The organism is Burkholderia sp. BCC0506, from assembly GCF_902833145.1.
Taxonomy (GTDB): domain Bacteria; phylum Pseudomonadota; class Gammaproteobacteria; order Burkholderiales; family Burkholderiaceae; genus Burkholderia.
The window spans coordinates 326,824-340,287 of record NZ_CADFEN010000005.1 but is presented as its reverse complement, the minus strand read 5'-3'; the positions used below and the strand labels follow the sequence as shown (position 1 = coordinate 340,287).

Below are 13,464 nucleotides of genomic sequence, written 5' to 3'. Positions count from 1 at the left end.
AAAAAATGGAAACCTGTTCCAGCCATCCGACCCCGCTCGCGATCTATGTGATCCCGGGCCAGGGGGATAGTCCGTCCGGTGCGTTGAAATCGCTCCATGAGCGAAGTCGCGCGGCGCGCGAATGCATCGACGCGACACTCGACGAGATCGAGGCCACGTTGCGCAACGAGCCGTACGATCACGATCCCCGACTGCTGCGCGACGTGCTGCTCGGCGACGCATCCGCTACCGTCCCCGTCGGCATTCCACAACTGGCGGCGTTCGCCACCGCGATCTGCCTGCACCGCTTTCTCGCGCGGCAGCCGGTGCGCGTCGCCGCGATCATCGGCCAGAGCCTCGGCGAAATCGCGTCGCTCGTCTGCTCGGGCGTCTGGTCCGTATCCGACGGCGTGCGAGCCGTCCTTGCACTGAATGCGGCCTTCCAGCCGTTTGCCGGGCGCGGCGGCATGACGGCCGTCGCCGCGTCGCAAGCCGAGACGCTGGCGTTGCTGGACGAGATCGCGCACGAGCAGCTCGTGCTCGCATGCGTGAATGCGCCGCGACAGACCGTCGTCAGCGGATCGCACGCCGCGCTCGACACCCTGGCCGCGTTCGCGAGCCGCCGCGGCCTCAAGCTGCATGCGCTGCCGATTCCGTATCCGGCTCATCATCCGGCGCTGTGGGCGGCCGCGGACCGATTCCACGATGCGATCGCGCCGTTGCCGCGCGGCCGTTTCGAGGTACCGGTCTATTCGGCCGTCGCGTGCCGGCGCTATGCCGATACCGACGACCTGCCCCGTGCGTTGGCGGACTGTTTCACGAAGCCGTATCACATGCCGGCCGTACTCGAGCGCAGCCAGGCCGCCCGCGATTCGATCTATATCGACCTGAGCATGACCGGCATCATGGCTCGCAGCATCAAAGCCGCGCTGCCGGATGCGCGCACTTATTCACCGACTCGTGAAACCGGGCCTTTTCCATTTGATTCCGATCGCACGGAGATTCTGCAATGAATGCCTATCAAATCGAAAATGGCGGAATCTCCGGCGCACCGGTTTCCCGCCCCGTTATCGCGCCCGAAATCGACGAAATACGCGACACGCTTTCGGGCCTCACGAAACCGGACCATCGGCGGCTGCTGATCCAGTTGCTGTCGAGTGCCGATTTCGACAAACCGCTCGAGCGGCACTCGATCGACCTGCATCGCTCGACCTACGACCGCCTCGCCAGACTGGCCGGCCGGCTGCCGGCCGCGGCCGGCGACCTGTCCGATCCATCGCTGCTGTCCGCGATCGCCGAATGGACGGCCGTCAACGATCCGTCGCTGTGCATTGCCGCGCTGATCCACTACGGGCTCTGCATCGGTTCTCTCGTCGAACTCGGCAAAGGCAACGACCGCGCGCAGGCATATGCGCGCGAGCTTGCGGCAGGCCGCAAGGTCGGCGCGTTCATGATCACCGAAATCGGCGGCGGCAACAGCCAGCTCGCCACCCGCACCGAGGCGCGCTTCGACGCGGCCAGCCGGACCTTCGTCCTGCATACGCCGGACGACGGCGCACTGAAATTCACCAACGTCGGCGTCAACGATCTCGACAAGCTCGGCATCGTCTGCGCGCGCGTGGTCGTCGACGGACGCGACTGCGGCGTGTTCGCGTTCGCGGTCGACCTGTCGACACGCGAAGGGCCGCTGCCGGGCGTGCGCTTGTCGGCACCCGCCGAAATACCGCTGGTGCCGTTCGATTACGGCCTCGCCGGCTTCGATCGCGTGCGCGTTCCGTTCGACGCGTGGCTGTCCGACGGCGCGTCGATCGACGCCGACGGGCGATTCCACGATCCGCTCGGCGACCCCAACGGCCGGCTCGTACGCACGCTGACCGCGCCGGAAAACGTCTGGGCCATGGGAGCGATCGGGCTGGCGGCCGTCTCGCGCACCTGCGTCGCGCAGGCGTTGCGCTACTCGACGCATCGCTCGAGCATGGCGCGCATCGCGCCCGAAACGTCGCTGATACGCTACAGCACGCAGCAGCGCGCGCTGTTGCGCGCGCTCGCGACCTCGTATGTGATGACCTGTTTCGCCAACGACGCCGCGCGCGAATGGGCGCACGCGCTGCATCGCCGCGCGCAGCCGGATCGCACGACCGCGACGTTCATGATGTGGGCGCCGTGGAGTTCGACCAACCGCAAGCTCGCACTCGTCAAGGCGCTGACGGCCTGGGCCGCCGAGGAAGTCGCGGCCGAATGCCGGCTGCGTTGCGGCGTGGCCGGCGATCTTCTCGTCAACCGGTATCTCGACTATCAGGGGCTCGGCCATGTCTTCAACGACGCGGGCGGCAACAACTTCCTGATCCTGCTCGACACCGCGCGCACGCTGGTTGCGACACCGGCTGCATCGGCCGGCGCCGATGACGTCGGAAGCGACTGGCCGGAGGCGGCGCGCGATGCCATCGCAGCACTGCGCACGTACGAACGGCGACTGATCGACTCGCTCGCCGACGATGTCGACGCGCGCACGGCCAGCGGCGTCGATGCGCTCGATGTCTGGAACCCGCTGTTGCCGGGCGCGCGCGATGCGGCGCAAGCGTACGGGCAGAATCTGGCGCTGAATGCCGCGCTGCGCGCGACCGAGGCTGTCGCGGGCGAACCGGCGCGCACGCTGCTGCGCGACCTCGTCGCGCTGTTCGCCATCGATCGTGTGCAGCGGCACGGCGCCTGGCTGATCAGCGAAGGCGTGCTGGACGCGTCGCACTATCGACAGCTCGACGCCGCAACCGACGCGCTGTGCGCGCGCCTCGTCCCGCATGTCGACACGTTCGTCGAAGCGTTCGGCCATCCGCATCCGGTCGTGCGCTCGCCGATCTCGGATCCGGCGCGCGACTATGCCACGTCGCTGGCCCGGACGCTGCGCGTGCCGCCCGCCGGCGCGCGCTGAACGCCGGATGCCGCGCGTAGCGGCTCCGGCAACGGGCGCGCTGTCGGCTCAGGCTCAGTCCGGCGCGCGCCCCAGCACGACCCGTGCGAAGAATCCCCCCAGCACCGACTCGGCCATGTCGGCCGGCACGTGCTGCGGATCGGCCGTGTAATACGACTGCACGCCGTCGCACAGGCACATCAGCCCGAACGCGAGCGTGTCGGCCGGCAGCAGCAGCGGCGTGCCCGCCCGCTCGGCGAAGCGCTCGATGAATTCGGCCATCTGCACGCGCTTGCCGTGCAGGAACTGGTTGAAGCGCACGCGGAACTTCGCGTCGCGCGCCGCCTGCAGCTTCGCCTCGCCCCACAGCAGCGAGTATTCGTCGTCGCGAAAGAGCGTCCGGTAATACGCGAGCGCCATCGATTCCATCTGCTCGCGCGTGCCGCCCCCGTCGAAAATCGCCTGGAAGTCGGCCTGCACCTCCGCGTGATTGCGCTCCAGCAATTCCAGCAGCAGATCGGACTTGCTGCGGAAATTCGAGTAGAACGCGCCGCGCGTATAGCCGGCCGCCGCCGCGATGTCCTCGACGCTCGCGGCCACGTAGCCTTTCTTCAGAAAAATGCGATGCGCGGCCTTGAGCAGACGTTCGCGCGTCTGGTCCCGGCTCTGCTCGCGAGTTAAGCGCTGTATTTTCATGACGCGCAGTCTAGCACCTTCCTCCTTTCAAATTCATCTTTGCATTCAGATACAGGTGTGTATTAGAATCCGCCACAGTTTCTGAAAATGTCGTTGGTCTGTCCGCGTGCGCCGATGCCGGCGCCGTCCGGGGCAAGCGCCCGCCGCGCTTGCCGACTTCGTTCCGCTCCACCTCACCTGGGGGTTTCGTGAATCGCTCCGGTTCCCGCGCTGCGCTGCTGATCGGCGCCGCGCTCGTCCTTGCCGCCTGTCATCCGAAAGAATCCGCGCCGCCCGCCCCGCGCCCCGTCGTCGCGCTGCCCGCCCGGGCCGACACCGCCGCGGCCGCGCGCACGCTGCCCGGCGACATCCAGCCGCGCTATGCCACCCCGCTGTCGTTCCGCATCGCCGGCAAGATCATCGAGCGCCGCGTGCGGCTCGGCGATACGGTGAAGGCCGGCCAGGTCGTCGCGCTGCTCGATCCGTCCGACGTCGAGAAGAACGCCGCGAGCGCGCAGGCGCAACTCGATGCCGCGACGCACAGCCTCGCGTTCGCGAAGCAGCAGCTCGAGCGCGATCGCGCGCAGGCCCGCGAAAACCTGATCGCCACCGCGCAGCTCGAACAGACGCAGAACAGCTACGCGTCGGCGCTCGCGCAGCGCGACCAGGCCCAGCAGCAGCTCGCGCTCGCGAAGAACCAGCTCCGCTACGCGACGCTCGTCGCCGATCACGCGGGCACCATCACCGCCGAACAGGCCGATACCGGTCAGAACGTGTCGGCCGGCCAGCCGGTCTACCAGCTCGCGTGGTCGGGCGACGTCGACGTGGTCAGCGACGTGCCCGAATCCGCGCTCGCATCGCTCCCGCCTGGTCACTCGGCAACCGTCACGCTGCCGTCGCTGCCGGGCCGCCAGTTCGCCGCGAAGGTGCGAGAAATCGCGCCGGCCGCCGATCCGCAAAGCCGCACCTGGCGCGTGAAGCTCACGCTCGCCGCGCCCGACCCGGCGGTCCGGCTCGGGATGACCGCGGACGTCGCGTTCGACGGCCCGCCGCCAGCAGGCGACGCGCAGCCGATCACGCTGCCCGCGACCGCGCTGTTCCACGACGGCGCGCAACCGGCCGTATGGGTCGTGCGCACGAAGGACGACACGCTCGAGTTGCGCCGCGTCGACGTCGCGCGCTTCAACGAGCGCACGGTCACCGTGTCGCACGGGCTGCAGCCGGGCGAGCGCGTCGTGCTGCAGGGTGTGCATACGGTCAGCGCGGGCGAGAAGGTGCGCGCGATCGCGCCGCTGCATCCGGAGGACTTCGCATCGTGAGCGTCTCCCACGAAGAAGGCCGCTTCAACCTGTCCGCCTGGGCGCTGCGCCACCAGGCGCTGGTCGTCTACCTGATCGCGCTCGCGACGCTCGCGGGCATCCTCGCGTACACGCGGCTCGCCCAGTCCGAAGACCCGCCGTTCACGTTCCGCGTGATGGTGATCCGGACCTTCTGGCCCGGCGCGAGTGCGCGGCAGGTGCAGGAACAGGTGACCGACCGGATCGGCCGCAAGCTGCAGGAAACGCCGGCCATCGATTTCCTGCGCAGCTATTCGCGCCCCGGCGAATCGCTGATCTTCTTCACGATGAAGGATTCGGCGCCCGTGAAGGACGTGCCCGAAACCTGGTACCAGATCCGCAAGAAGGTCGGCGACATCGGCTATACGCTGCCGCCCGGCGTGCAGGGCCCGTTCTTCAACGACGAATTCGGCGACGTCTACACCAACATCTGGACGCTCGAGGGCGACGGCTTCACGCCCGCGCAACTGCACGACTACGCGGACCAGTTGCGCACCGTGCTGCTGCGCGTGCCGGGCGTCGGCAAGGTCGACTATTTCGGCGACCCCGACCAGCGAATCTTCATCGAGGTGAACAACGCGCAGCTCACGCGCCTCGGCATCTCGCCGCAGCAGCTCGGCCAGGCGATCAACGCCCAGAACGACATCTCGTCGGCCGGCGTGCTGACGACCGCCGACGATCGCGTGTTCGTGCGGCCGAGCGGCCAGTTCGACAACGTCGCCGCGCTCGCCGATACGCTGATCCGCATCAACGGCCGCACGTTCCGGCTCGGCGATCTCGCGACCGTGAAGCGCGGCTACGACGATCCGCAGGTCACGCAGATGCGTATGAACGGCAAAGCCGTGCTCGGCATCGGCGTCACGATGCAGCCCGGCGGCGACGTGATCCGGCTCGGCAAGGCGCTCGACGCGGAATCGAAAGACCTGCAGGCGCAACTGCCGGCGGGCCTGAAGCTGACCGAGGTGTCGAGCATGCCGCACGCGGTCTCGCATTCGGTCGACGACTTCCTCGAGGCCGTCGCCGAAGCGGTCGCGATCGTGCTGGTCGTGAGCCTCGTGTCGCTCGGGCTGCGCACCGGGATGGTCGTCGTGATCTCGATCCCGGTCGTGCTCGCAGTCACCGCGCTCTTCATGTACCTGTTCGACATCGGGCTGCACAAGGTGTCGCTCGGCACGCTCGTGCTCGCGCTCGGGCTGCTCGTCGACGACGCGATCATCGCGGTCGAGATGATGGCCGTGAAGCTCGAGCAGGGCTACAGCCGCGCGCGCGCCGCCGCGTTCGCGTACACCAGCACCGCGTTCCCGATGCTGACCGGCACGCTCGTCACGGTATCGGGCTTCCTGCCGATCGCGCTCGCGAAATCGAGCACCGGCGAATACACGCGCTCGATCTTCGAGGTGTCGGCGATCGCGCTGATCGCGTCGTGGTTCGCGGCCGTCGTGCTGATCCCGCTGCTGGGCTTCCACATGCTGCCCGAGCGCAAGCGGCACGCGCACGAGGCGCACCTGCCCGACGATCACGAGCACGACATCTACGACACCCGCTTCTACCGGCGGCTGCGCGGCTGGATCGACTGGTGCATCGAGCGGCGCTTCGTCGTGCTGCTGATCACGGGCGCGCTCTTCGTCGTCGCGCTGATGGGCTTCTCGCTGGTGCCGCAGCAGTTCTTCCCGAGCTCCGACCGGCCCGAGCTGCTGGTCGACCTGCGGCTGCCCGAAGGCGCGTCGTTCGCGGCGACGCTGCGCGAGACCGAGCGTCTCGAGAAAGCGATCGACAAGCGGCCCGAGATCGACCATGCGGTGAACTTCGTCGGCAGCGGCGCGCCGCGCTTCTACCTGCCGCTCGATCAGCAGCTGCAACTGCCGAACTTCGCGCAGTTCGTGATCACCGCGAAGTCGGTCGAGGATCGCGAAAAGCTCGCGGGCTGGCTCGAGACCACGCTGCGCGACCAATTTCCGGCCGTGCGCTGGCGACTGTCGCGGCTCGAGAACGGCCCGCCGGTCGGCTATCCGGTGCAGTTCCGCGTGAGCGGCGACAGCATCGCGACGGTCCGCTCGATCGCCGAGAAGGTCGCGGCGACGATGCGCGGCGACGCGCGCACGGTCAACGTGCAGTTCGACTGGGACGAGCCGGCCGAGCGCTCGGTGCGCTTCGAGCTCGACCAGAAGAAGGCGCGCGAGCTGAACGTCACGTCGCAGGACGTGTCGGGCTTCCTCGCGATGACGCTGTCCGGCACGACCGTCACGCAGTATCGCGAGCGCGACAAGCTGATCGCCGTCGACCTGCGCGCGCCGCGCGCGGACCGCGTCGATCCGGCGAAGCTCGCCGGCCTCGCGCTGCCGACGCCGAACGGCCCCGTGCCGCTCGGCTCGCTCGGCCGCTTCACGCCGACGCTCGAATACGGCGTCGTGTGGGAACGCGACCGCCAGCCGACCATCACCGTGCAGTCGGACGTGCGCGCCGGCGCCCAGGGCATCGACGTCACGCATGCGGTCGACGCGAAGCTGAACGCGCTGCGCGCGCAGTTGCCGGTCGGCTATCAGATCAACATCGGCGGCTCGGTCGAGGAAAGCGCGAAGGCGCAGGCATCGATCAACGCGCAGATGCCGCTGATGGCGATCGCCGTGTTCACGCTGCTGATGATCCAGCTGCAGAGCTTCTCGCGCGTGCTGATGGTCGTGCTGACCGCGCCGCTCGGGCTGATCGGCGTGGCCGCGACGCTGCTGCTGTTCGGCCAGCCGTTCGGCTTCGTCGCGATGCTCGGCGTGATCGCGATGTTCGGGATCATCATGCGCAACTCGGTGATCCTGGTCGACCAGATCGAGCAGGACATCGCGGCCGGCCACGGCCGCGTCGACGCGATCATCGGCGCGACCGTGCGGCGCTTCCGGCCGATCACGCTGACGGCCGCGGCCGCCGTGCTCGCGCTGATTCCGCTGCTGCGCTCGAACTTCTTCGGGCCGATGGCGACCGCGCTGATGGGCGGCATCACGAGCGCGACCGTGCTGACGCTGTTCTACCTGCCTGCGCTGTACGCGACGTGGTTCCGCGTGAAGCGCGACGAACGCGACCCGCAGGACGGCCCGCCGCCCGGCGCCACGCCTGCCGCGCCGTCGGGAGCCTGACCATGAATCGATCGATGACCCTGAAAACGAAAACCTTGCGCGCGCTCGCGGTGGCGAGCCTCGCCGGCCCGCTCGCGGGCTGCGCGTGGTTCGCGCCGAGCGGCGAGCCGCCCGCGATGCCGTCGCCCGCGCACTACGGCGCCGCGCCGCAAGTCGAGCAGACCGTGTCCGCGCACGGCGTCGCGCAACAGTTCGAGGTTGGCGCGCAGCCGGTGCCGGACTGGTGGAAACAGTACCGTTCCGACGCGCTGAACGCGCTCGTCGACGAAGGGCTGCGCAACAGCCCGACGCTGAGTGCGGCGTCGCATTCGCTGGATGCCGCGCGCGAACAGTTGCGCGGGCAGATCGGCAGCTCGATGCTGCCGTCGATCGACGCGGGCGGCCAGGCCGCGCGCCAGCGCGCGCTCGGCGTGCCGATTCCCGCGCTCGGCGCGCCGACGCTGCTGTACGACACGTTCGTCGGGCAACTGCAGGCGAGCTACACGGTCGACCTGTTCGGCGTGTCGCGCTTCGCGAACCGTGCGCTCGCGAAACGCGTCGACGTCAGCGCGTTCCAGCTCGAATCCGCGCGGCGCGCGCTGGCCGCGAACATCGTGACCGCGTCGATCACCGTGTCGGTGCTCAATGCGCAGATCGAGACGACCGAGCGGCTCGTCGCGCTCGCGAACGACCAGGCGCACGACGCCGAGCGCCGCCATGCGCTCGGTTCGGCCTCGCGCAGCGACGCGCTGAACGCCCGGCAAAGCGCCGACACGTTCGCGGCCAGCGTGCCCGCGCTGCGCCAGCAACGCGACTCGGCGCGCCATGCGCTCGCGGTGCTGGTCGGCCGCACGCCCGACCGGCCGCCGGCCGATCTCGCGCTCGCCGATCTGCACCTGCCCGAGCAGGTGCCCGTCGTCGTGCCGTCGGACCTGCTGCGAAGCCGCCCGGATATCCAGGCCGCCGACGCGGGGCTGAAGGCCGCCGCCGCCGAAGTGGGCCTCGCGACCGCGCAGATGTTTCCGCAGTTGTCGCTGTCGGCGGCGATGGGCAAAGGCGGCTTCAGCTGGCCGACGATGCTGTCGGGCGCGGGCGCGATCTGGAACGTCGGCGCGTCGCTGAGCCAGCCGATCTTCCACGGCGGCGCGCTGCTCGCGCAGCGCCGCGCGGCGAAGGCGACCTACGAGGCCGCGGTCGACCAGTACAAGCAGGCGGTGCTCGGCGCGTTCCAGAACGTCGCCGATTCGCTCGCGGCGCTCGAGCACGACGCGGAAGCGCTCGATGCGTCGTCGCGCGCCGCGCTGTCCGCACGCGGCGCTTACGACGACGCGGCCGCCCGCGTGCGGCTCGGCGCGCTGCCGCCGTCGGCCGCGCGCGCGAGCGAGTTGCAGTACCGCAATGCGCGGCTCGACGAGATTCGCGCGACCGGCGCACGGTTCGCGGATACCGCGCGGCTTTACCAGGCGATGGGCACGCCGCCGGCCGACAGCGGCGACAAGCCCGCTCAAACCGGCCATGCCGCCGGCGGCACGACCGGCCCGCTGGCACGCGCCGCCACGCCGGACGCCATCCCTTCGGCGCAATGACCGGCCCCCTTCGATCGGACGCGCGTACGGATTCCCGGCACGCGCGTCCGATCGCCGATCTTCCGCTTGACCCTCACGTAGCGTAACGTTCGAGACTCCAGTGTGCGCACCGAACGGAGGAACGAATGCGGCTGAAAGTGGGAGAACTGGCGAAACGCAGCGGGTTGACCGTCCGCACGCTTCATCACTATCACGCAATCGGTCTGCTGACGCCTTCGGCGCGCGCCGACAACGGCTACCGGCTGTACGACCGCGACGACATCGCCCGGCTCCACCAGATCCAGGCCCTGCGTCGCTTCGGACTGTCGCTCGCCGAAATCGGCGACTACCTGAACCGGCCCGGCACCCCGCTGGTCGATCTCGTCGCCAGGCAGATCGCGTCGCTCGACCGCCAGCTCGCGCAAACCGCGCAGCTGCGCGAGCGGCTCGCGAGCCTGCATGCGCAGCTCACGGCGGGCACCGAGCCGGAACTGGCCGATTGGCTCACCACACTGGAGTTGATGACCGTGTACGACAAATATTTCTCCGAGGAAGAACTCGCGCGCCTGCCGATGTACCAGAAGAGCCAGGCGGGCGACGCGGAATGGATCGCGCTCGTCGCCGAGGTCCGCGCGCTGTATGACGCGGGCGTACCGGCCGAGGACGAGCGCGTCCGTGCGCTCGCCGCGCGCTGGATGGCGCAGCTGGTGCGCGACACGAACAACGATCCGCGCCTGCTCGCGAAGCTGAACCTGATGCACGAGCACGAGCCGTCGATGCAGTCGAAGATCGGCATCTCGACCGCGTTGCGCGACTATGTGCTGCGGGCTTCGTCGGAAACGAAGATGCGGCTCTTCGAGAAATACCTCACGCCGGACGAGATTCGCTTCATGCGGGCGCACTACGCCGAACGGGCGATGGAATGGCCGCAACTGATGGCCGACGTGCGCGACGCGATCGATGCGGGCGCGCAGCCCGATTCGCCGCAAGGCCGCGCGCTCGCGCAGCGCTGGCTCGAACTGTTCTGCAGCTACGCGGGCCACGATCCGGCCACGCACGCGAAATTCCGCCACGCGATGATGAACGAGCCGGTGCTCACGAAGGATTCGTGGGTCGACGACACACTGATCGGCTTCGTGCGCGAAGCGATGGCGCAGCTGGCGCCGGCGCGCTGATCGCATGATTCGCGCGGGCGGCACATGGATTCCCGTGTGCCGCCCGTTTCACCATTGGCAGCCGGTATCGCGAACCGCGTCCAGCGCGAGCATCGGATGCGAGAGCACTGAAATCGGACGCGCCATGATCGACAAAGCCGCGTGCCGCTGCCAACCCCACGCCAACGCCCCCTTCAGCGCTCGCGCGTGCCGAGGCCGAGCGCCTTCATCCGCCGGTACAGCGTCCGTTCGCTCAATCCGAGCTGCTGGGCCAGCGCCTTGCGCGTGCCGTCGAACGTGCGCGCGAGACGGACCAGCTCCGCATCCGGCACGCCGTGCGCTTGGGCCGCCGGCGCGTGCGGCGCCGCCGCTGCCGCGACGAGCTCGGCCGGCAGATGCTCGACGCGAATCGTCCCGTCGTCGGCGAACAGGCACGCGCGTTCGAGCACGTTGCGCAGTTCGCGGATGTTGCCGGGCCACGTATACGCATCGAGGCACGCCCGCGCGCGCTCGGTCAGCGTGAATGGCCGCGCATTCGCGTCGGCCGCCTTGCCGCGCGCGTTCGCGATCCGCCGCAGGATCGATTCGGCCAGCAGCGCGACGTCGCCGCGCCGTTCGCGCAGCGCCGGCAGCGGAATCGGAAACGCGTTGATCCGGTAGTAGAGGTCCTGTCTGAACCGGCCGTCGTCGATCATTTCGCGCAGCGGCCTGTGCGTGGCCGCGACAAGCCGGAAATCGGCGCGCAGTGCCTCGACGCCGCCGACGCGCCGGAACGTGCCCGATTCGATCAGCCGCAGCAGCTTCACCTGCATCGGCAGCGGCACGTCGCCGATCTCGTCGAGAAACAGCGTGCCGCCCTGCGCGGTTTCGACGAGGCCCGGCTTGCGCTGGTTCGCGCCCGTGAACGCGCCCTTCTCGTAGCCGAACAGTTCGCTCTCGAACAGCGTCTCGGCGATCCCCGAGCAATCGACGACGACGAACGGCCCCATCGCGCGATCGCTCGCCTCGTGCAGCGCGCGGGCGAACAGCTCCTTGCCGGTGCCCGATTCGCCGAGCAGCAGCACCGGCAGCGTCGACGGCGCGACGCGCTGCAGCGCGCCGAGCGCCGCGTTGAATGCATCGGAGCCGCCCACGAGCCCTTCCGCGCTCGGCTGCGCGGACGCGCTGCGCACCGTCGTCAGCCGTTCCACATACGCGATCACGTTGCCGTCCGCATCGAAGATCGGCCGCAGCTCGACGTCGACATGCTCGGGGCCGCGCGGCGTGTGATGGATGTGCAGCACGCGGTTCAACCCGCGCGATTCGAGCGCCTGCTTCATCGGGCAATGCTCGCCGGCCTGGTCGCACGGCACGTCGTAGTGATGCGACACTTGGAAGCAGTGGCGGCCCACGTGCTCGACGCCGGCCACACCGAACTGGCGCCGGTACGCATCGTTCGCCGCGAGGATGCGGTAGTCGGGATCGACCACGATCATCGGCTGCGGGTCCTGCTCGAGATACGCGACGAGCGCGCGTACGTCGGGCGTCGCGTCGCGGCGCGGGACGGGGACGATCGGAATGGTGTCGTGCGGATTCATGCGACGCTCGCTCGGCGAAGGGGCGCCCGGACGGACTGCCAGGCTGGCTGCCAATTCTGCCACGGCACTGCCAGTTGTGGCAGTCATCGCCCGCGACCGAACGTCGCCGCCACCTTCACCGGGCCGCCGACGCACCGAAAATCCGAGCCGAATCAAGCCCTTGCCACGTCGACCGGGGCCGCGCGGCAGATTGGCATGCTTCTTGAGATAAAGATCGCGATTGCAGATGCTGCACCCGATCGAGGACACCCCGTGAGCAACGCCCCCGCCCTGTCGGTCGAAGGCTTTTTCGACCCGGCGACCCACACCGTCAGCTATCTCCTGCTCGATACGACGAGCCACGCGTGCGCGCTGATCGACAGCGTGCTCGACTACGACCCGAAATCCGGCCGCACGCGCACCGCCAGCGCCGACCGGCTGATCGCGCGCGTGGCCGAACTCGGCGCGACCGTGCACTGGCTGCTGGAGACGCACGTGCACGCCGACCACCTGTCGGCCGCGCCGTACCTGAAAGCGCAGCTCGGCGGCCGGATCGCGATCGGTTCGCACGTGCGCCGCGTGCAGCACGTGTTCGGCGCGCTATTCAACGCGGGGCCCGGTTTCGCGGAAGACGGCCGCCAGTTCGACCGGCTCGTCGACGACGGCCACACGCTCCCGCTCGGCGCCCTGACGATCCGCGCGTTGCACACGCCGGGCCACACCCCCGCGTGCATGACCTACTGCGTCGACGACGCGACGCAGCGCGCGGCGTTCGTCGGCGACACGCTGTTCATGCCCGACTACGGCACGGCCCGCTGCGACTTCCCCGGCGGCGACGCGCGCACGCTGTACCGCTCGATCGCGCGCGTGCTCGCGCTGCCGCCCGACACGCGCCTGTATCTGTGCCACGACTACCAGCCGGGCGGCCGCGACGTTCGGTTCGTGACGACCGTCGCCGAACAGCGCCGCGCGAACGTGCACGTGAAGGACGGCGTGACCGAGGACGATTTCGTCGCGATGCGCACCGCGCGCGACGCGACGCTCGAGATGCCCGTGCTGATGCTGCCGTCCGTGCAGGTGAACATGCGCGCCGGCCATCTGCCCGAGCCCGAAAACAATGGCGTGCGCTACCTGAAGATTCCGCTCGACGCGATCTGAGCCGAACGCCCCACCGGAGAACCCTGAC

Annotated in this window: 9 protein-coding genes; 7 read left to right on the top strand and 2 right to left on the bottom strand. The window is 69.2% G+C overall.

Annotated elements, in window-relative coordinates; genetic code table 11:
* Window positions 1-5: 5 nt before the first annotated feature.
* Both HWX62_RS14050 and HWX62_RS14045 read left to right on the top strand, forming a co-directional pair.
* The gene (locus HWX62_RS14050; RefSeq protein WP_175929121.1) at window positions 6-992 is read left to right on the top strand and encodes an acyltransferase domain-containing protein; all 987 of its coding nucleotides are present in this window, start codon (window positions 6-8) and stop codon (window positions 990-992) included.
* A complete protein-coding gene (locus HWX62_RS14045; protein ID WP_175929120.1) occupies window positions 989-2,908 on the top strand; it encodes an acyl-CoA dehydrogenase in 1,920 nt (639 codons plus the stop codon). The genes HWX62_RS14050 and HWX62_RS14045 overlap by 4 nt, the downstream gene beginning before the upstream one ends.
* 54 nt (window positions 2,909-2,962) lie before the next feature.
* Here the strand turns inward: HWX62_RS14045 and HWX62_RS14040 are convergent, their stop codons facing one another.
* Window positions 2,963-3,583, bottom strand: a complete 621-nt coding sequence (locus tag HWX62_RS14040) for a TetR/AcrR family transcriptional regulator (RefSeq protein ID WP_175929119.1) — start codon at window positions 3,581-3,583, stop codon at window positions 2,963-2,965.
* Between the two features lie 188 nt (window positions 3,584-3,771).
* Here HWX62_RS14040 and HWX62_RS14035 point away from each other — a divergent pair, with 188 nt between their 5' ends.
* The 4 genes from HWX62_RS14035 (at window position 3,772) to HWX62_RS14020 (ending at window position 10,743) form a co-directional block, all read left to right on the top strand.
* Window positions 3,772-4,881 (top strand): efflux RND transporter periplasmic adaptor subunit, encoded by a 1,110-nt coding sequence (locus tag HWX62_RS14035; protein ID WP_175929118.1) that lies wholly within the window; start codon window positions 3,772-3,774, stop codon window positions 4,879-4,881.
* A complete protein-coding gene (locus tag HWX62_RS14030; protein ID WP_175929117.1) occupies window positions 4,878-8,024 on the top strand; it encodes an efflux RND transporter permease subunit in 3,147 nt (1,048 codons plus the stop codon). Before HWX62_RS14035 ends, HWX62_RS14030 begins: the two co-directional genes overlap by 4 nt.
* 2 nt (window positions 8,025-8,026) lie before the next feature.
* Entirely contained in the window at window positions 8,027-9,589 is a 1,563-nt protein-coding gene (locus HWX62_RS14025; RefSeq protein WP_175929116.1) for an efflux transporter outer membrane subunit, read from the top strand.
* Window positions 9,590-9,714: 125 nt separating this feature from the next.
* Entirely contained in the window at window positions 9,715-10,743 is a 1,029-nt protein-coding gene (locus HWX62_RS14020; protein WP_175929115.1) for a MerR family transcriptional regulator, read from the top strand.
* A gap of 173 nt (window positions 10,744-10,916) precedes the next feature.
* Here HWX62_RS14020 and HWX62_RS14015 read toward each other — a convergent pair whose 3' ends face one another.
* Window positions 10,917-12,299 (bottom strand): sigma 54-interacting transcriptional regulator, encoded by a 1,383-nt coding sequence (locus tag HWX62_RS14015; protein ID WP_175985153.1) that lies wholly within the window; start codon window positions 12,297-12,299, stop codon window positions 10,917-10,919.
* A 252-nt stretch (window positions 12,300-12,551) separates the two neighbouring features.
* Here HWX62_RS14015 and HWX62_RS14010 point away from each other — a divergent pair, with 252 nt between their 5' ends.
* A complete protein-coding gene (locus HWX62_RS14010; protein WP_175929113.1) occupies window positions 12,552-13,436 on the top strand; it encodes an MBL fold metallo-hydrolase in 885 nt (294 codons plus the stop codon).
* Window positions 13,437-13,464: the final 28 nt, after the last annotated feature.

Bases quoted from the DNA above. Each gene is read 5' to 3' on its own strand.
- HWX62_RS14050 (WP_175929121.1), top strand. From the start codon at position 6: ATGGAAACCTGTTCCAGCCATCCGACCCCGCTCGCGATCTATGTGATC.
- HWX62_RS14045 (WP_175929120.1), top strand. From the start codon at position 989: ATGAATGCCTATCAAATCGAAAATGGCGGAATCTCCGGCGCACCGGTT.
- HWX62_RS14040 (WP_175929119.1), bottom strand. From the start codon at position 3,583: ATGAAAATACAGCGCTTAACTCGCGAGCAGAGCCGGGACCAGACGCGC.
- HWX62_RS14025 (WP_175929116.1), top strand. From the start codon at position 8,027: ATGAATCGATCGATGACCCTGAAAACGAAAACCTTGCGCGCGCTCGCG.
- HWX62_RS14020 (WP_175929115.1), top strand. From the start codon at position 9,715: ATGCGGCTGAAAGTGGGAGAACTGGCGAAACGCAGCGGGTTGACCGTC.
- HWX62_RS14015 (WP_175985153.1), bottom strand. From the start codon at position 12,299: ATGAATCCGCACGACACCATTCCGATCGTCCCCGTCCCGCGCCGCGAC.